Below are 16,778 nucleotides of genomic sequence, written 5' to 3'. Positions count from 1 at the left end.
GAGGACCGCCGACGACCGAGAACGACGTGAGGCGACGTCAGTTGGCCCGGCACTAGAACCCCTCGAGCAGCAGGAGCGCCACCCGGCCCGCCGCCTCCCCCACCGCCCGCCGGAGCCCCTCCTCCTCCGCCGCTCGGGTCCCCGTGATCCCGACCGGCGCCGAGTAGTAGGCTTCCCCCCGGACCGTTTGCCGGAGCAGCATCCCGTCTCCGGTCTGCTCCCGGAGGGTGACTTCCAGGGTCAGGACGACCCGGAAGCGGCGGGCCACGTCCCCCGGGTCGAAGGCGACGGGTTCACTCGCCAGGCCGACCACCCGGCTCTCCAGGGTGGCCTGTGCCTGGCCCGGCGCCACCACCTGGATCCGGCCGTCCTCGGCGAATCGGGCGGCCAGGGCGCTCAGGAGGGCCGGCCGCAGATCGGCCCGGGCCGTCACCTCGTCGCGAGCAGAGAGCGCGATGCGCGTGAGGTCGAAGGCGGGGGATCCCCCTCCCACGTAGCCGCACCCGGCAAGCCCGGAGAAGAGGACCACCGAAAGGAGGAGGCCGGGCCGGCCCCTCCCGGGGAGGACGCCCCGGCGCTCCTGCCCGCCCCGCGCTGCTCCCTCAGCCGACAACGATGTTGACCAGCTTCTGGGGAACGACGACGACCCGCTTGACCGACTTCCCCTCGAGCCAGCGACGGGTCTGGGGATCCGCCAGGGCGGCCTGCCGCATCTGGTCCTCGGACGCCCCCACGGGGAGGATGAGGCGACTGCGCAGGCGCCCGTTCACCTGGACCACGACCAGGATCTCGTCCGCCTGGGCGACCTCCGGGTCGTGGGTGGGCCAGGGGCGGCCGAGGAGGCTTTCCCGGCGGCCGATCATGGCCCAGAGCTCCTCGCAGAGGTGGGGCGCGAAGGGGGCGAGAAGGGTGAGGAGCGTCTCCACGGCCTCCCGCAGGGCCGCGAGCCGCTCCGCGCGACCCGGGGCCTCCGGGGGCGGGCCGACCTGCTCCGCGCAGAACTTCCCGATGGCGTTCTGCAGCTCCATGAGGGCGGCGATGGCCGTGTTGAACTGGAAGGAGCGCTGGATGTCCTCCGTGACCCGCTTGATGGTCTGGTGGGTCACGCGGCGGAGCTCGCGGGCGTCGGCGGCAGCGGTCGCGGACGCCGGGGCGCGGTCCCGGGTCCCGGCCAGGAGCTCCCGGTGCTCCTCCACGAGGCGGGAGACGCGGTTCAGGAAGCGGAAGGCTCCCTCGACCCCCTGGTCGGACCACTCCAGGTCCTTCTCCGGCGGGGAGGCGAAGAGGGAGAAGAGGCGCGCCGTATCGGCGCCGTACTGCTCGAGCAGATCGTCCGGGTCCACCACGTTCTTCCTGGACTTGGACATCTTCTCCGTTCGCCCCACCTCGACCGGGCGCCCGCACTTCACGCACTGGAGCTTGGCGTTTACCTCCTCCGGGAGCAGCCAGTCGTGCTCCGCGCACCGGTAGGTTTCCTTGCAGACCATCCCCTGCGTGAGGAGGTTCAGGAACGGCTCCCCCACCACGAGCAGCCCCAGGTCCCGGATCACCTTGGTGAAGAAGCGGGCGTACAGGAGGTGCAGAACCGCGTGCTCGATCCCTCCGATGTACTGATCCACCGCCATCCAGTAGTTCGCCTTGTCGGGGTCATGGGGCCTCCGGTCCTCCCCCGGGCTGGTGAACCGCAGGAAATACCAGGAGGAGTCCACGAAGGTGTCCATGGTGTCCGTCTCCCGCCGGGCAGGCTTTCTGCACCGGGGGCAGGAGACGTTGACGAAGGCCGGGACCCGGGCCAGCGGCGAGCCCCCCATGAAGGTGATCTCGACGTCTTCCGGGAGCAGGACCGGGAGGTCCCGCTCGGGGACCGGGACGAGCCCGCAGGTGTCGCAGTAGATGATCGGGATGGGGGTCCCCCAGTACCGTTGTCGGGAGATGAGCCAGTCCCGGATCCGATACTGGACCTGGCGCTTCCCGATCCCTCGCTGCTCCAGGTCCTCGACCACCCGCTCCCGGCCCGGCTCGCTCGGGACGCCCGTGAAGGGGCCCGACGCGACCATCGTCCCCTCCCCCGCGTAGGCCTCGCGCAGCGTGCCCGCGTCGAGGCTCGTGCCGGTGGGCTGGATGACCACCCGGATCGGCAGGCGATACTTGGTGGCGAACTCGAAGTCCCGCTGGTCGTGGGCCGGTACGGCCATGATGGCGCCGGTCCCGTATTCCAGGAGGACGAAGTTGGCGGTCCAGACGGGAATTCGCTCCTGCGTCATCGGGTTCAGGGCGTAGGCGCCCGTGAAGACGCCTTCCTTTTCCGTCTCCGCTCGGCTCCGGGCGGCCGTGGTCTGCCGCCGCATCCGCTCCACGAAGGCGGCCACCGTCCCCTCCTGTCCCGTCCCGCGGCTCAACTCCAGGGTGAGGGGATGCTCCGGCGCCAGCACCATGAAGGTCGCCCCGTAGAGGGTGTCCTGGCGGGTGGTGAAGATGGTCAGGGCCTCCGGCCGGCCCGCCAGGGGGAACTGGACCTCGGCCCCGATGCTCTTGCCGATCCAGTTCCGCTGCATCACCTTCACGCGCTCCGGCCAGCCGGGGAGGCGGTCCAGGTCGCCCAGCAGCTCCTCCACGTAAGCGGTGATCCGGAGGAACCACTGCTCCAGCTCCTTCTGGATGACGGGGGTGTCGGTGTGGCGCCAACAGACCCCGCCCTCCGCCTGCTCGTTGGAGAGGACCGACTGGCACAGCTCGCACCAGTTGACCGGGGCCCGCTTCCGGTAGGCCAGCCCTCGCTCGACCATCTTGAGGAAGAACCACTGGTTCCAGCGGTAGTAGTCGGGAGAGGAGCAGGTCACCTCCCGCCGCCAGTCGTAGGAGAAGCCCATCTTCTTCAGCTGGGCCTTCATGTAGGCGATGTTGTCGTAGGTCCACTTGGCGGGGTGCACCCCATGCTCCAGCGCGGCGTTCTCGGCCGGGAAGCCGAAGGCGTCCCAGCCCATCGGGTGCAGCACGTTGTACCCGCGCATGGTCAGGTACCGGGCCACCACGTCCCCGATAGAGTAGTTGCGGACGTGGCCCATGTGGATCTTCCCCGAGGGGTAGGGGTACATCTCGAGGCAATAGTACTTGGGCCGCGGGCTCTTCTCCTCCACGTGGAAGGCCCCGGTCTCCTCCCACACCCGCTGCCACTTCGCCTCGATGGTCTTGAAGTCGTACCCGCGCGCCATCTCCACCTCGGACGGCAAGCAAAAACGCCCCATTTGTAGCACGAAGGGGGGACCCGTTCAAGCCGCGTCCGGTCCCACCTCCCCGTAGTGGACTCGCGCCAGGCAGAGGCCGTGGGCGGGGGCGGTCGGGCCGGCCCGGGCCCGGTCGCGGCCCGCCAGGATCGCCGCCACCTCCTCTGGCACGCGCTTCCCCCGCCCCACCTCGAGGAGGGTCCCGACGATGCTGCGCACCATGTGCTGGAGGAACGCCTCCGCCGAGATGACGAAGTGCCAGCAGGGGGGCTCCTCCAGGAAGCGAGCCTCCCAGACGGTGCGTACCGGGTGCGCTGCCTCGCAAGAGGCGGAGCGGAAGGCGGAGAAATCGTGGCGACCCAGGAGGGATTCGGCGGCCTTCGCCATGGCCGGGACATCGACCGGGGCCGGCACGTGCAGGCTGAAGGCCCGCTGAAGAGGGGAAGGTTCAGGGCGCACCAGGAGGGAGTAGCGGTAGGTTTTCCCGGTCGCGCTGCGGCGGGCGTCAAAGGCGAGGGGCACCTCCGTCACCTCGCGGACGGCGATGTCCCGGGGAAGCAGCGCGTTGAGCGCGCGGCGGAACGTCGTGCAGGGGTGCGGGCTCTCCGTGTTGAAGCTCGCCACCTGGCCGAGGGCGTGGACGCCGGCGTCCGTGCGCGCCGCCCCCACGACCTTCACCGGGACGCGCGTCAGGCGCGTGAGGGCTGCCTGCACCGTCCCCTGGACCGTCGGTCGGTCCGGCTGCACCTGCCAGCCGGAGTAGGCGCTCCCGTCATATTCGAGCAGCAGGCGCAGGTTGCGCATCGGCACCCAAACAGAACAGCAGGGCCGAAGCCCTGCTGGCATCGTTGCCCCGGCGGCCGGGTGACCTACCGCACCAGGAGCTCCGCAATCTGGACCGCGTTGAGGGCAGCCCCCTTCCGGAGCTGATCCCCCACCGCCCAGAAGTTCAGGCTGTTCCCGCGGGAGAGGTCCTGCCGGATCCGGCCCACGTAGCAGTCGTCCGTCCCGGTCGCCGTGAGGGGTGTGGGGTACTCGAGGCGGGACGGATCATCCTGGACCCGCAGCCCCGGGAAGGCGGCGAAGAGCTCCCGGGCGGTGGCAACCGAGACGGGCCGCTCGGTCTCCACGTTCACGGCCACCGCGTGGGCCTGGAAGACCGGCACCCGGACCGTCGTGGGCGAGACCTGGATGCTCTCGTCCCCCAGGATCTTCCGGGTCTCGTTCACCAGCTTCATCTCCTCCCGCGTATAGCCGTTCTCCAGGAAGACGTCCACGTGGGGCAGGACGTTGAAGGCGATCTGGTGCGGGAAGACCTCCACCGGGAGCGGCTCCCCTCTCACCCACGCCGTGACCTGCCGCTTCAACTCCTCGATGGCTTTCGCCCCGGCCCCCGAGACCGCCTGGTAGGACGTGGCCACGACCCTCTTCACCCGCGCGTAGTCGTGGAGGGGCTTGAGCGGCATGACCATCACGATGGTGGTGCAGTTGGGGTTGGCGATGATCCCCTTGTGTCGGAACGCCGCCTCCGGGTTGATCTCGGGGACCACCAGGGGGACCCCGGGGTCCATCCGGAAGGCCGAGGAGTTGTCGATGACGACGGCGCCCCCCCGGGCCGCGGCGGGGGCGAACTCCTTGCTTCGCGCCGCCCCGGCCGAGAAGAGGGCGAACTCGATCCCCCGGAAGGCGTCCGCGGTGAGCGGCTCGACGGAGACGTCCTCCTCGTGGAAGCGAAGGCGTCGGCCGGCTGACCGCTCCGAGGCAAGGAGGCGGAGCGCCCCGACCGGGAACTTCCGCTCCTCCAGGATCCGGAGGATGCTCTCCCCGACCGCTCCTGTCGCTCCCACGACCGCGACCGCGTAGCCCCGACGCATCACCTGGCCGCTCCTCCGCGAGGCGATTCCGGCCCGCTCGCTGCGGAGCAGGATACTACGGAACGCCCCGTTCGGCAACACGGCGGGCGGGTGCCCGCGGAGGATCTGGGCCCCGGCCCGTCTTGACAGGCCGCAACTTCCCGTGCTACGAGAGGAGACACTTCCTTGGGGCCAATCACGGGAGGGAGCCTTCCTCCAGGGGGGCAGCCTGGCTCTGCCAGGGGTGCCTGTCTGCTCCCCGCCATACCTCGCCCGATCGCCAAAGGAGGGTCAAGCAACCCACCACGGTCCTGGTGCCGCTGGTTGCCGGCAGGGGTGTTCGCAGGATTTTGATGCGGGAAAAGTAAAGTAAGGAGGGGGCACCGATGGCCTGGGGACGCGGATGGACGAGAACCCTTGTGGCCTTGGGAGTCTTCCTGCTGACCGTTGTGCCGCTCGGCTCCGCTCCGCTCTCCTGGGCGGTCTCACCGGACCAGCTCGAGAATGCGGAGAAGGATCCCAACAACTGGTTGATGTATCACGGGACCTACAAGGCGTGGCGGTATAGCTCGCTGAATCAGATCAACCGGTCCAACGTGAAGGACCTGAGGGTTGCCTGGATCTTCCAGGGAGGGCGGGTCGAGCAAGGCCTCGAATCCACTCCGCTGGTCGCGGACGGGATGCTGTACCTCGTTGGCTCCTATAACCGGGTCTGGGCGCTGGACGCTGCCACCGGGAAGATGCTCTGGTACCACTACCCGGAGCTCGATGAGGCGGTCGTCAAGCGCCAGACCCATTCCCCGTATTCGCGAGGCATCGCCATCGGCCACGGCAACGTGTACGTCGGGACCCTCGACGGGCACCTCATCGCCCTCGATATGAAGACCGGGAAGCGGGTCTGGGATACGGTCCTCGTCGACTCGAAGAAGGACACGATCGGCTTCACGGGCGCCCCCCTGGTGGTGAAGGACAAGGTGCTCATAGGCCAGCAGGCCGGCGAATGGCCGATCCGGGGGCGGATCTTCGGCGTGCAGGCGGCGACGGGCAGGAAGCTGTGGGAGTTCTACACGGTGGGCGGCCCCGAAGATCCGAAGGCCATGGCCACCTGGGGAGGCGACTCCTGGAAGTACGGCGGCGGCGGGGGGTGGATGACGGGCTCCTACGACCCGCAGCTAAACCTGGTCTACTGGGGGACGGGGAACGCCGCGCCCCTGTACGACTGGGCTGGCCCGAAGTGGATGACGCAGGGCCCCCGGCCCGGTATCAACCTGTACATCACCTCCGCGCTCGCCCTCAACCCCGATACCGGGAAGCTGGCCGCGTACCACCAGGAACTGCCCCATGACCCGTGGGACTTCGACAGTGCGGCGGGCGAGTTCCTCTCGGTGGACCGAGACGGGAAGAAGCTGCTCGTGCATCCGAACAAGAGCGGGTTCGTGTTCGTCTATGATCGGACGAACATGAAGGTCGAGAACGTGTGGCCCCTCATCTACACGTACAACTTTGTGAAAGGCATCGACCCCAAGACCGGGAAGCTGATCGACCCCTTCTACCCGGTCGATGGGAAGAAGGAATTTCTTTGCCCCTACATCGCGGGCGGGATCGGCTGGAACTCGGGGGCCTACAGCCCGAAAACCGGCCTGTATTACAAGATCGGCCAGGAGTGGTGCATGGAGCTGGAGATCATCCGGACGAAGCCGATCACCGAGCCGAACGCGCAACTCAACATCGGGGCGAACTTCGTCGGGAAGCACCCCCCCACGGGGCCGGCCTACGGCCATCTCGACGCCCGTGACCCCGTGACCGGGGCCTTGAAGTGGCAGGTGAACTTCAAGTACATCCCCATCGCGAGCCTCCTCGCGACGGGCGGCGATCTCCTCTTCCTGGGTGATGCCGAGGGAATCGTCCACGCCTACGACGCGGAGACCGGTGGGGAGCTCTGGAGCTTCCGGAACGGCTCCGGCCATCGCGGCGGGCCCATCACGTATGCCGTGGGGGGCAAGCAGTACGTCGCCGTCCCTTCCGGCTGGGGCTCTCTCGTGGCCGGGGACTTCCCGGTCTTCTGGCCCGAGACCGCCGGCTGGTCCCACAGCTCGGCGCTGGTGGTGTTCACGCTGCCCTGAGCGGGAAAGCGAGCTCGGCGGCCGGGGGATGTGCCCGCAACCATCCCCCGGCCTTTCTCTTCGGCCGGGACAGCCGCGATGCCCCAACACATTCGCCGGAGGGTCCGGCGGATCGGCTTCGGGTCCCTTGCCGCCCTGTCCCTCCTGATCCTGTTCTCGGGGGGCGATCTGGAGGGCGAGATGGGCCAACCGCTCCCGGGGCAAGGCGGTGCTGGCGGCGGGAGGGTTCCCTTCGATCTGAAGGACGAGGCGATGGTCAAGGCCGGCGCGGCGCTCTTCGCGCGGACCTGCGGCGTCGGCTACTGCCATGGCGCCGAGGGGCGGCAGGGGGGCGGCCCCCGGCTACGGGGGAGGAAGCTGGACGCGGAGTACCTCTTCGACACCATCATGAACGGCAAACGCCTGATGCCCCCGTGGGGGCACCTCTACTCCCCGGAGCAGATCTGGCAGTTAGTCGCCTACATCAAGAGTCTGGAGAACGTGCCGGATGACCAGTGAGGCGGGCCTCTCCCGCGGAATGAGCAGGCGCACCCCCCTCGGGGTGGTGGGGGCGGTCGTGGCGTGCCTCCTGCTGCCGGCCGCAGGGGTGCAGGGCGGAACGTTGGCCCAGGTGCGGGAGAATCGGGAGTTCCACGTCTGCGCGAACCCCGAAGCCCTGCCCTACTCCAGCAACGATCCCGGCCTTCCGGGGTTCCACGTCGAGGTGGCCGAGGCCCTCGCCCGGGCCCTGGGCGTCCGGCTCCGGGTGAGCTGGGTCGAGAACCGGCGCCAGGCCCGCACGGCGGGATGCGACGCCTTCATGGAGGAGATCCTGGTGGAGGGGCAGGAGGGAGGGGGGCCGGTGCGCCCGACCCGCCCCTACTACCGGAGCGGGATCGCCCTCCTCGTCCCCGACGGGGCCGCGGAGGTCTCGCGCTTCGAGGACCTCCGGGGCGGCCCCGTGGCCGTGGTCTCAGGGTCCTGGTCTCACCGCTACGTGGACAAGCGGGGACTCCCGATCAGGGTCTTCCGCTTTCAGGAAGAGATCATCGGGGCGGTGCAGCGCGGGGAGGCGGTCGCCGGGGCCGTCGTAGCCCCGTACCTCAGTTGGTACTTGAAGGTGCATCCGCAGGCCGGGGTCCACGTCCCGGCCGGATACGCGCCCGATCCGGAGCTGACGTGGGACGTCGCCGTTGGCCTCCGAAATGCGGACGGTGCCCTCGTGCAGGCTGTCAACCAGGCGCTCGAAGGCCTGATCGCGAATCAGACCCTCCCGGGCATCTTCGCCCGGTACGGGGTGGTCTACACCCCCCCTCCCGTCCGGTAGGCGGCCCCTACACCCCTTCCGAGACGGTCTTCCGGGCCGGGACCTGCTTCCCGACGATCTTGTTGATGGCGTTCAGGTACGCCCGAACGCTCGCCTCGATCACATCGGTGCTGGTCCCCCGACCCACGACCGTGCCGCCGTCCACCTCGAGCGTCACCGTCACTTCCCCCTGGGCGTCCTTCCCGGAGGTCACGGCCCGGAGCTGGTAGTCCTTGAGGATCGGGTGCAGGCCCGTGATCTGGTCGATCGCCTTGTAGCAGGCATCCACCGGCCCGTCCCCCCACCCCGACTCCTGGAGGAGGGCATTCTCCTTCGTGAGCCGGATGGTCGCCGTCGGGATGATCCCGGTTCCGCTGGTGAACTGGAGGTGCGCCAGCCCGTAGGTCTCGGGCACCTCGAGGACCTGCTCCTCCACGATCGCCAGGAGGTCCGAGTCGAAGACCTCCTTCTTCTTGTCGCACAGGTCCTTGAACCGGCCGAAGGCCTTGTTCAGCTGCTCCTCCGTCAGGGTGATGCCCAGATCCTCCAGGCGCTTCTTGAAGGCGTGCCGCCCGGAGTGCTTCCCCAAGACCAGGCGGCTCTGCGGCACCCCCACCGACTCCGGGGTCATGATCTCGTAGGTCAGCTTGGACTTCAGCATCCCGTGCTGGTGGATGCCCGCCTCATGGGCGAAGGCGTTCGCCCCCACGATGGCTTTATTCGGCTGGACGCTAATGCCGGTGATGCTCTGGAGGAGCTTGGAGGTCCGGTAGATCTCTTCGGTCCGGATCCCGGTGTCCATCCCGATCATGTCCTTCCGGGTCCGGAGCGCCATCACGATCTCCTCGAGCGAGGCGTTCCCGGCGCGCTCCCCGATCCCGTTGATGGTGCATTCGACCTGCCGGGCGCCGTTCAGGATCCCGGCCAGGGAGTTCGCCACCGCCACCCCCAGGTCATTGTGGCAGTGCACGCTCACCACGGCTTTGTCGATGTTGGGCACGCGGCTGATCAGGTTGCGGATCCGTTCGCCGAACTCCCAGGGGAGGCCGTAGCCCACCGTATCCGGGATGTTGATGGTGGTGGCTCCGGCCTTGATGGTCGCCTCCATGACGGTGCAGAGGAAGTCCTGATCCGTCCGGTGCGCATCCTCCGCGGAAAACTCCACGTCGTCGGTGTAGGTGCGGGCGCGCTTCACGGCGGCCACCGCCGACTCCAGGACCTCCTCGCGGGTCATGTTCAGTTTGTACTTCATGTGGATGTCGGAGGTCGCGATGAAGGTGTGAATCCGGGGCCGGCCGCCGTGCTGGAGCGCCTCCCAGGCCCGGTCGATGTCCTGGAACTTGGTCCGGCAGAGGCCCGCGATACTCTGGCCGGTCCCCTTGAGGGCCAGCGAGACCGCCTTTACCGCCTCGAAGTCGTCGTTGCTGGCGATGGGGAAGCCGGCCTCGATCACGTCCACGTTCAGGCGCGAGAGCTGCTTGGCCAGCTCGACCTTCTCCTTCGTGTTCATGCTGTACCCCGGGGACTGCTCGCCGTCCCGCAGGGTGGTGTCGAAGATCAGGATCCGGGTGCTCATACCTCCTCCCGGGGGCCGGCGACCGGCCCCGATATCGAAACGCCTCGACCGCGCCGCCCGTGCCTGCAGGGGGGAGCGGAGGGCCAGAATGCCGAGGGGGAGTCGCGATCGCGTCTCAGGGGGCCGGGGGAGCACTCCTCACGGAGCGGGCTCCCCCGGCCGAAGCTCGAGGTCCTCTCCCCGGTCCGCGGAAGCCGTCCGGCGAAGGGAGGCGAGCATCCGCGCGGGACCCGAGAGGGCGTAGAGGAGGAAGGCGCCGAAGAGGAACAGAACCGGCTCCGCCGCGACGAGCAGGAGAGCCAGCAGGAGCACGAAGAGGACCGTGGCGGGCCGGGGCTCGCGCAGGTCCACCGCCTTCAGGCTTCGGTACCGGAACCGACTCACCATCAGAAAGGCCAGCGCGTACACGAGGACGAGGATGGCCGCCTCGGTCACCTGGGGCCCGAGGAGCTCGCGGTCGAACACGATCAGGGAGGAGGACTCCCGCATGAAGAGGACGAGGGCGGCGATGACCCCCGCCGCGGCCGGGATGGGGAGGCCCACGAAATAGCGCTTGTCCATCGTGGTGGTGGTGACGTTGAACCGCGCCAGCCGGAGGGCCCCGCAGGCGGCGAAGGTGAAGGCGGCGAGCCACCCCAGGCGCCCGAAGGGCTTGAGGGTGTACACGTAGGCCAGGAACCCGGGGGCGATCCCGAAGGCGACCAGGTCGGCGAGGGAGTCCATCTGCACGCCGAAGTCGCTGGCGGCGTGGGTCAGCCGGGCCACGGCCCCGTCCAGGAAGTCCAGGAGGAGGGCGACCAGGATGGCGATCGCGGAGTGGGTGTAATCGTCCCTGTAGACGGCGATGATGGCGTAGAAGCCGCAGAACAGGTTCGCGAGGGTCAGGGCGGCCGGCAGCAGGTAGACCCCCCGCCGCACGCGCGGTGGCATCCGGCGCCTCATCGGAAAACCCCCACGACGGTTTCGCCCCCCCGCACTTTGTCCCCCACCTTCACGGTCAGCGCGACCCGGCTCGGCACGAGCAGGTCCACGCGCGACCCGAACCGGATGAGTCCGATCCGCTCCCCGGTCTTGACCTCCTGCCCGGGCCGGATCCAGGTGACCACGCGACGGGCCAGGACGCCCGCGATCTGCTTGACCATGAGCGGCCCGTCCGGGGTGGCCAGCCCGATGACCGCCTGCTCGTTCACCCGGGAGGCCTCCTCCCGCCAGGCCACCACGAACCGGCCGCGGCGGTACTGCAGGTTCTCCACCCTCCCCCCGTAGGGGGCGCGGTTCACGTGGACGTCCAGCACCGACAGGAAGATGCTCACCAGAGAGAAGGGGCCCGGCCCCTCCCCCTCGGCAGCCACCCCCTGCCGGAGGACCATGACCCGCCCGTCCGCCGGCGCCACCACGAGCCCCGGTCCCTGCGGGATGGCCCGTTCCGGGTCCCGGAAGAAGAAGCCCACTCCCACCGCGAGGAGCAGTGGGAGAAGCCCCCAGCCGGGCAACCGGAGCAGGAACAGCGCCCCGGCGACCCCCAGGAGCGGGATGAGGAACAGAAAGGCGTCCCGGACGACCGGGATCACCCCTTCCTCCCTCCCTGGGATGCGGCTGGCGCCGGAGGGTCAGCGGTCTCTATACCACCCATCCGTTCCAACATCAAGGGGAATTCTCGCCCCGGAGCATCCGGCGGACGATCCCCTCCACGGCCCGGAGGGCGGCCTCGATCTGCCCGGGGTCTTTCCCCCCCGCCTCGGCCAGGTCCGGCCGGCCGCCCCCGTCTCCCCCCGTGAGCCGGGCGACCGCGCGGACCAGGTGGCCGGCGTGCACCGTCCCCTTCAGATCCGGGGTCACCATCGCCACCCAGGCAACCCTTCCCTCCCCCGCTGCGCCGAGGACGATCACCCCGCGCGTGAGCTTCGCCCGAATCTGATCCCCCAGTTCCCGGAGGCCCCGGGTGTCCAGGTCGTCGGCCCGCGCCGTCACTACCCGGACCCCGTCCACCGCCTGGGCGCGGGCGAGCGCCTCCTGCGCCAAGCCGCCCGCCACCTGGGCCCGCAGCCGCTGGACGTCGCGCTCGAGCTGCCGGGTGGTCTCGGCGAGCTTCTCCACCCTCCCCGGCAGATCGAGAGGCTTGGCCTTCAGGCGTTCGGCCGATTCCTGCAGGGCCTCCTCCTCGGCGCGGAGGTACCGGTATGCCCCCGGTCCCGTGACCGCCTCGATCCGACGGATGCCGGCCGCCACGCCCGCCTCGCCGGCGATCTTGAAGAGCCCGATCTCGCCGATGGCCTGACAGTGGGTGCCGCCGCACAGCTCCGCGCCGAACTCCGGGATCGCGACGAGCCGGACCCGGTCGGCGTACTTCTCGGCAAAGAACGCCTTCGCCTCCCGGGCCAGGGCTTCCTCATAGGGAATGTCGTCTTCGACGAGGACGGGAACGTTCCGCCACAGATGGCGGTTCACCATGGCCTCGACCCGGTCAAGCTCCGTGGCGGTCATGGGCCCGAAGTGCCGGAAGTCGAACCGGAGCCGGTCGCGGGCGACCAGCGACCCCTCCTGGCGGACATGGTCGCCCAGGACGCGGCGGAGGGCCTCGTGGACCAGGTGGGTGCCCGTGTGGTTCTTGACCACCTCCGCGCGCCAGTCCTCGTCGACGGCGGCGCGCACGGTCTGTTTCTCGCGGAGGGTCCCCTGCCGCACGCGTACCGTGTGGACATAGAGCCCGGGGAGGGGCTTCTGGACGTCGAGGACTTCGGCCTCGGCATTCTCCGTCGAGAGCCTGCCCCGGTCGGCCACCTGTCCCCCCGACTCGCCGTAGAAGGGGGTCCGGTCCAGCACGATCTCGACCTGCTCGCCGGGACCGGCCGCGCTCACGGGCTGGCCGTCGCGGAGGATGGCGAGGATGCAGGCCTCCACGGCGAGGGAGGTGTACCCGAGGAACACCGTGGGGTGCGTCTTGCCGAGCTCCCGGAGGGCGGCGGGGAGATCGGCCGATCCCGCCTTGAAGACGGCTGCCCCGGTCGTTCTGGCGAGCTCTTGCGCCTGACGGAGTTTCTTCTCGAACCCCTGCCAGTCCAGGCGGTCGGCCGGGATCTCGTGCTCCTGCGCGATCTCCTCGATGAGGTCGCGGGGGAGCCCGTACGTATCATACAGCTTGAATAACTGCTCCCCGGGGATCCGCTGCTCCTCGGGCCGCTTCGCTTTCGCCTCCGTGATGGCTTCCTCCAGGCGGGGGATGGCCGTCCGCAGGGCGTGCCCGAACCGCTCCTCCTCGGCGAGCGCCTCCCGGGCAACGCGTTCCTGGGCCTGCCGCAGTTCCGGGTAGGCGTCCCCCATCACGTCCACCACCCGCCCCGTCACTCGGCCGAGGAACGGCCCGTCGATCCCCAGGAGCCTGGCGTGGCGGAGCGCCCGCCGGAGGATGCGGCGCAGCACATAGCCGCGCCCCTCGTTGCTGGGGAGGACGCCGTCGGTGACGAGGAAGGCCACGGCCCGGGCGTGATCGGCGATGACACGCATCGAGACGTCGTCCCGTGCATCGGCGCCATAGGGCTTGCCCGTCAACTCCTCCACCTGGGCGATGATGGGCCGGAGCAGGTCGGTGTCGAAGTTGCTCTGCACCCCCTGCAGGACCGCGGCGATGCGCTCCAGGCCGGCTCCGGTATCGATGCTCGGCTTGGGCAGGGGCGTCATGGTGCCGTCGGCTGCCCGGTCGAACTGCATGAAGACCAGATTCCAGAGCTCCAGGAACCGGTCGCACCCGCAGGCAATGTCACAGGTCGGGCGGCCGCACCCGACCCCGGGGCCCTGGTCGATGACGATCTCGGAGCAGGGGCCGCAGGGGCCGGTATCCCCCATCGCCCAGAAGTTGTCCTTCTCCCCGAGCCGGACGATCCGGTCGGCCGGGATGCCGGTCACCTCTCGCCACAGGCCGAATGCCTCGTCGTCCTCCCGGAAAATCGTGGCCCAGAGCCGCTCCTGCGGGAGGCCGAGGCGGACCGTGAGGAGCTCCCAGCCGTACGCGATCGCCTCCCGCTTGAAGTAGTCCCCGAACGAGAAATTTCCGAGCATCTCGAAGAAGGTGTGGTGCCGGGCCGTTCGCCCGACGTTCTCGAGGTCGTTGTGCTTCCCCCCCGCCCGGACGCACTTCTGGACGGTCGTGGCACGGGTATAGGGCCGCTGCTCCCGGCCCAGAAAAACGTCCTTGAACTGGACCATGCCGGCGTTGGTGAAGAGGAGGGTGGGGTCGTCCTTGGGGACCAGGGGAGAGGAGCGGACCCGGGCATGCCCCCGCTCTTCGAAGTAGCGGAGGAAGGTTTCGCGCAACTCGGCGCCGCTCAGTCGGTTCCCCATCGACTCCCCGCCAACGGCCGGAACAATCTGTGGATACAAGCGCATAGTACCGGGAAGCTCGTCGCCTTGTCAAAGGGGGGCGGAACAGGACCGACGGACGCTGAGGGGAGTCTGCCGGAGGGGAGGGCTCAGGAGATCTCGGGGACTTCCCCGGCCGCGAAGCGCTCCCGGAGGAGGGCGGCGATGACCTCGGAGCCGAACCCCTGGCGGCCCAGGTGGGCGGCCAGGCGACGGAGGGCAACCGTCCGGGGGTGACGGGCGAGGGCAGGCCACTTGCGGGCGGCGGCGGCTTCGGCCAGGCGCCGCTCTTCGCCCGGGCCGAAGGCCCCGCGCACCGCGGCCTCGGCGAGGTCCCGGGCGACGCCGCGGCTGCCGAGGTCGGCCGTCACCCGCCGGGGCCCGCGCCGCCGGGCCACGCCCCCGGTCTGCGCATAGGCGGTGGCGAAGGCCGCGTCGTCGAGGTACCCCCGGCGCGTGAGCGTCGCCAGCGCGTCGCTGACTGCCGCGGGAGAGACGCCGCGCCGGAGGAGCGCCCGCCGCACCTCGGCGGTGGAGCGGGCCCGGATAGCCAACAGGCGCAGCGCTACCTCCAGGGGGTCCGGTGGCGGCGCGCGCTTGGCGGGCTTGCGTGGCATTCGGCTGCGGGACCGCCGGTGGACAGGGCGGCGACTACCCGCTGATCCGTTCGAGCCCCGGGATGACCGTCTTGCCCCCGGCCTCCGCCTGCGGCGGCTGCTGCCAGGCTTGATCGGTCGTAGACTCGATGCCCCGGACCTTGAGGGCGAAGTCGTCCGGGTTGCTCGACCAGAGGAGCGCCTCCTCGTAGGTAATGAGGCCCCGCCGGTAGAGCACCATCAGGGACTGGTCGAAGGTCTGCATCCCGTACTGGCTGGCGCCGGCGGCGACGAACTCCGGGATCTTGCGGGTCTTGTCCGGGTCCACGATGCACTCCCGGATCGTGGCGGTAGCAATCATGACCTCCACCGCCGGGACCCGCCCCTTCCCGTCCGCCCGCGGGATCAGGCGCATGGAGATGATCCCCTTCAGAACCGCGGCGAGCTGGAGGCGGATCTGCTTCTGCTGGTACGGGGGGAAGACCGAGATGACCCGGTTGATGGTCTCGGAAGCGTCCACCGTGTGCAGGGTGCTCATCACCATATGGCCGGTCTCGGCGCCCACGATGGCGGTGGAGATGGTCTCGTAATCGCGCATCTCCCCCACCAGGATCACGTCCGGGTCCTGGCGGAGGGCGCTCCGCAGCGCCTCGGCGAAGGAGTCGGTGTCGGTTCCCACCTCCCGCTGGTTGACCAGGGCCTTCTTGTCCCGGTGGAGGAACTCGATGGGGTCCTCGATGGTGATGATGTGACACGCCCGGTGGCCGTTGATCTGGTCGATCATCGCCGCCAGGGTCGAGGATTTCCCGCTCCCGGTGGTCCCGGTGACCAGGACGAGCCCCCGGGGCTCCAGGGCCAGCTTCTCCAGGGCCGCCGGCAGGTTCAGCTCGGAGATCGTCTGGATCTTGATGGGGATGACCCGCATCACCATCCCGACGGTGCTTCGCTGCTGGAAGATGTTGCAGCGGAACCGGCCGAGGCCGGGCAGGCTGTAGGCGAGGTCGATCTCGCTGTGCTCCTTGAACCTTTCCTTCTGCTTGCTGTTCATGACCGAGAAGGCCATCCGGATGGCATCCTCCTGGGTGATGCGCGGCTTCTCGGTGATCGGGACGAGCTTGTCATCGATGCGGAGGACCGGCGGGCTCCCCACCTTCATGTGCAGGTCGGAGGCCTTCCGTTCCACGGCCATCTTCAGGAGTTCCTGCAGCTCCATGGACTCTCCTCCGGTCCTCGGGAAGCGCGGGCCTACTTGGGGGCCGGTGCCCCGGCCAGCGCCTTGGCCGGGGCGGCGATCCCCAGCGCCTCCCGGAGCTTCGCCTCCACCTCGGCCGCGATGGCCGGGTTCTCCAGGAGGAACCGCTTGGCGTTGTCCCGCCCCTGCCCGATCCGCTCCCCGTTGTAGGCGTACCAGGCGCCGCTCTTCTCGATGATCTTCTGCTGGGTCCCCAGGTCGATCAGGCTCCCGGCCCGGGAGATCCCCTCCCCGTACACGATGTCGAACTCCGCCTCCCGGAAGGGCGGCGCCACCTTGTTCTTCACCACCTTCACCTTGACCCGGGAGCCCACCACGGTGTCGCCGTCCTTGATGGCGGCGATCCGCCGGATGTCCAGGCGGACCGAGGCGTAGAATTTCAGGGCCCGGCCCCCGGTGGTGGTCTCCGGGTTCCCGAACATGACCCCGATCTTCTCGCGGATCTGGTTGATGAAGACCATGCACGTGTTCGACTTGGACACGATCGCGGTCAGCTTGCGCAGCGCCTGGGAC

14 protein-coding genes are annotated in these 16,778 nt (G+C 69.4%); 3 read left to right on the top strand and 11 right to left on the bottom strand.

The window, feature by feature from the left end; genetic code table 11:
* Positions 1-52: 52 nt before the first annotated feature.
* The 4 genes from lptE to VGT06_04100 all read right to left on the bottom strand — a co-directional run bounded on the left by lptE (position 53) and on the right by VGT06_04100 (position 5,098).
* The gene (gene lptE / locus VGT06_04115; GenBank protein ID HEV8662318.1) at positions 53-529 is read right to left on the bottom strand and encodes an LPS assembly lipoprotein LptE; all 477 of its coding nucleotides are present in this window, start codon (positions 527-529) and stop codon (positions 53-55) included.
* A gap of 73 nt (positions 530-602) precedes the next feature.
* Complete coding sequence (gene leuS, locus VGT06_04110; protein HEV8662317.1) at positions 603-3,212, bottom strand: leucine--tRNA ligase; 2,610 nt, start codon at positions 3,210-3,212, stop codon at positions 603-605.
* 57 nt (positions 3,213-3,269) lie between these two features.
* A complete protein-coding gene (truA, locus tag VGT06_04105) occupies positions 3,270-4,028 on the bottom strand; it encodes a tRNA pseudouridine(38-40) synthase TruA (protein HEV8662316.1) in 759 nt (252 codons plus the stop codon).
* A 65-nt stretch (positions 4,029-4,093) separates the two neighbouring features.
* Positions 4,094-5,098, bottom strand: coding sequence for an aspartate-semialdehyde dehydrogenase (locus VGT06_04100; protein HEV8662315.1), 1,005 nt, complete (start codon positions 5,096-5,098; stop codon positions 4,094-4,096).
* A gap of 365 nt (positions 5,099-5,463) precedes the next feature.
* Between VGT06_04100 and VGT06_04095 the strand changes: the two genes are divergently transcribed.
* From VGT06_04095 to VGT06_04085, 3 genes are all read left to right on the top strand, one after another.
* Positions 5,464-7,200, top strand: a complete 1,737-nt coding sequence (locus tag VGT06_04095; GenBank protein ID HEV8662314.1) for a PQQ-dependent dehydrogenase, methanol/ethanol family — start codon at positions 5,464-5,466, stop codon at positions 7,198-7,200.
* 78 nt (positions 7,201-7,278) lie between these two features.
* Positions 7,279-7,698 (top strand): cytochrome c, encoded by a 420-nt coding sequence (locus tag VGT06_04090; GenBank protein HEV8662313.1) that lies wholly within the window; start codon positions 7,279-7,281, stop codon positions 7,696-7,698.
* A 19-nt stretch (positions 7,699-7,717) separates the two neighbouring features.
* Positions 7,718-8,506 (top strand): transporter substrate-binding domain-containing protein, encoded by a 789-nt coding sequence (locus VGT06_04085; GenBank protein ID HEV8662312.1) that lies wholly within the window; start codon positions 7,718-7,720, stop codon positions 8,504-8,506.
* 7 nt (positions 8,507-8,513) lie between these two features.
* Here the strand turns inward: VGT06_04085 and VGT06_04080 are convergent, their stop codons facing one another.
* The 7 genes from VGT06_04080 to VGT06_04050 form a co-directional block, all read right to left on the bottom strand.
* Entirely contained in the window at positions 8,514-10,061 is a 1,548-nt protein-coding gene (locus VGT06_04080) for a 2-isopropylmalate synthase (protein HEV8662311.1), read from the bottom strand.
* A gap of 138 nt (positions 10,062-10,199) precedes the next feature.
* On the bottom strand, positions 10,200-10,991 hold the full coding sequence (gene pssA / locus VGT06_04075) for a CDP-diacylglycerol--serine O-phosphatidyltransferase (protein ID HEV8662310.1): 792 nt from the start codon (positions 10,989-10,991) through the stop codon (positions 10,200-10,202).
* 8 nt (positions 10,992-10,999) lie between these two features.
* Positions 11,000-11,632: a phosphatidylserine decarboxylase gene (locus VGT06_04070; GenBank protein ID HEV8662309.1), complete on the bottom strand. Its 633-nt coding sequence runs from the start codon at positions 11,630-11,632 to the stop codon at positions 11,000-11,002.
* Between the two features lie 73 nt (positions 11,633-11,705).
* Entirely contained in the window at positions 11,706-14,387 is a 2,682-nt protein-coding gene (gene alaS, locus VGT06_04065) for an alanine--tRNA ligase (protein ID HEV8662308.1), read from the bottom strand.
* Positions 14,388-14,527: 140 nt separating this feature from the next.
* Positions 14,528-15,034: a RecX family transcriptional regulator gene (locus VGT06_04060; GenBank protein ID HEV8662307.1), complete on the bottom strand. Its 507-nt coding sequence runs from the start codon at positions 15,032-15,034 to the stop codon at positions 14,528-14,530.
* 34 nt (positions 15,035-15,068) lie between these two features.
* Positions 15,069-16,226, bottom strand: coding sequence for a type IV pilus twitching motility protein PilT (locus VGT06_04055; protein HEV8662306.1), 1,158 nt, complete (start codon positions 16,224-16,226; stop codon positions 15,069-15,071).
* 32 nt (positions 16,227-16,258) lie between these two features.
* The coding region (locus VGT06_04050; GenBank protein HEV8662305.1) for a DNA recombination/repair protein RecA at positions 16,259-16,778 on the bottom strand (520 nt) is incomplete at its 5' end.

The sequence above is a fragment of the Candidatus Methylomirabilis sp. genome, from assembly GCA_036000645.1.
In the GTDB taxonomy this organism is placed as follows: Bacteria; Methylomirabilota; Methylomirabilia; order Methylomirabilales; family JACPAU01; genus JACPAU01.
Note: the sequence above shows the minus strand (reverse complement) of the source record. Positions and strands in the feature narration are given on the sequence as shown.

What these genes read in the sequence shown, in the direction of transcription:
- VGT06_04085 (HEV8662312.1), top strand. Translation starts at nt 7,718, where the DNA reads ATGAGCAGGCGCACCCCCCTCGGGGTGGTGGGGGCGGTCGTGGCGTGC.
- VGT06_04055 (HEV8662306.1), bottom strand. Translation starts at nt 16,226, where the DNA reads ATGGAGCTGCAGGAACTCCTGAAGATGGCCGTGGAACGGAAGGCCTCC.
- VGT06_04080 (HEV8662311.1), bottom strand. Translation starts at nt 10,061, where the DNA reads ATGAGCACCCGGATCCTGATCTTCGACACCACCCTGCGGGACGGCGAG.
- truA (HEV8662316.1), bottom strand. Translation starts at nt 4,028, where the DNA reads ATGCGCAACCTGCGCCTGCTGCTCGAATATGACGGGAGCGCCTACTCC.
- leuS (HEV8662317.1), bottom strand. Translation starts at nt 3,212, where the DNA reads ATGGCGCGCGGGTACGACTTCAAGACCATCGAGGCGAAGTGGCAGCGG.
- VGT06_04100 (HEV8662315.1), bottom strand. Translation starts at nt 5,098, where the DNA reads ATGCGTCGGGGCTACGCGGTCGCGGTCGTGGGAGCGACAGGAGCGGTC.
- pssA (HEV8662310.1), bottom strand. Translation starts at nt 10,991, where the DNA reads ATGCCACCGCGCGTGCGGCGGGGGGTCTACCTGCTGCCGGCCGCCCTG.
- VGT06_04090 (HEV8662313.1), top strand. Translation starts at nt 7,279, where the DNA reads ATGCCCCAACACATTCGCCGGAGGGTCCGGCGGATCGGCTTCGGGTCC.
- VGT06_04095 (HEV8662314.1), top strand. Translation starts at nt 5,464, where the DNA reads ATGGCCTGGGGACGCGGATGGACGAGAACCCTTGTGGCCTTGGGAGTC.
- VGT06_04060 (HEV8662307.1), bottom strand. Translation starts at nt 15,034, where the DNA reads ATGCCACGCAAGCCCGCCAAGCGCGCGCCGCCACCGGACCCCCTGGAG.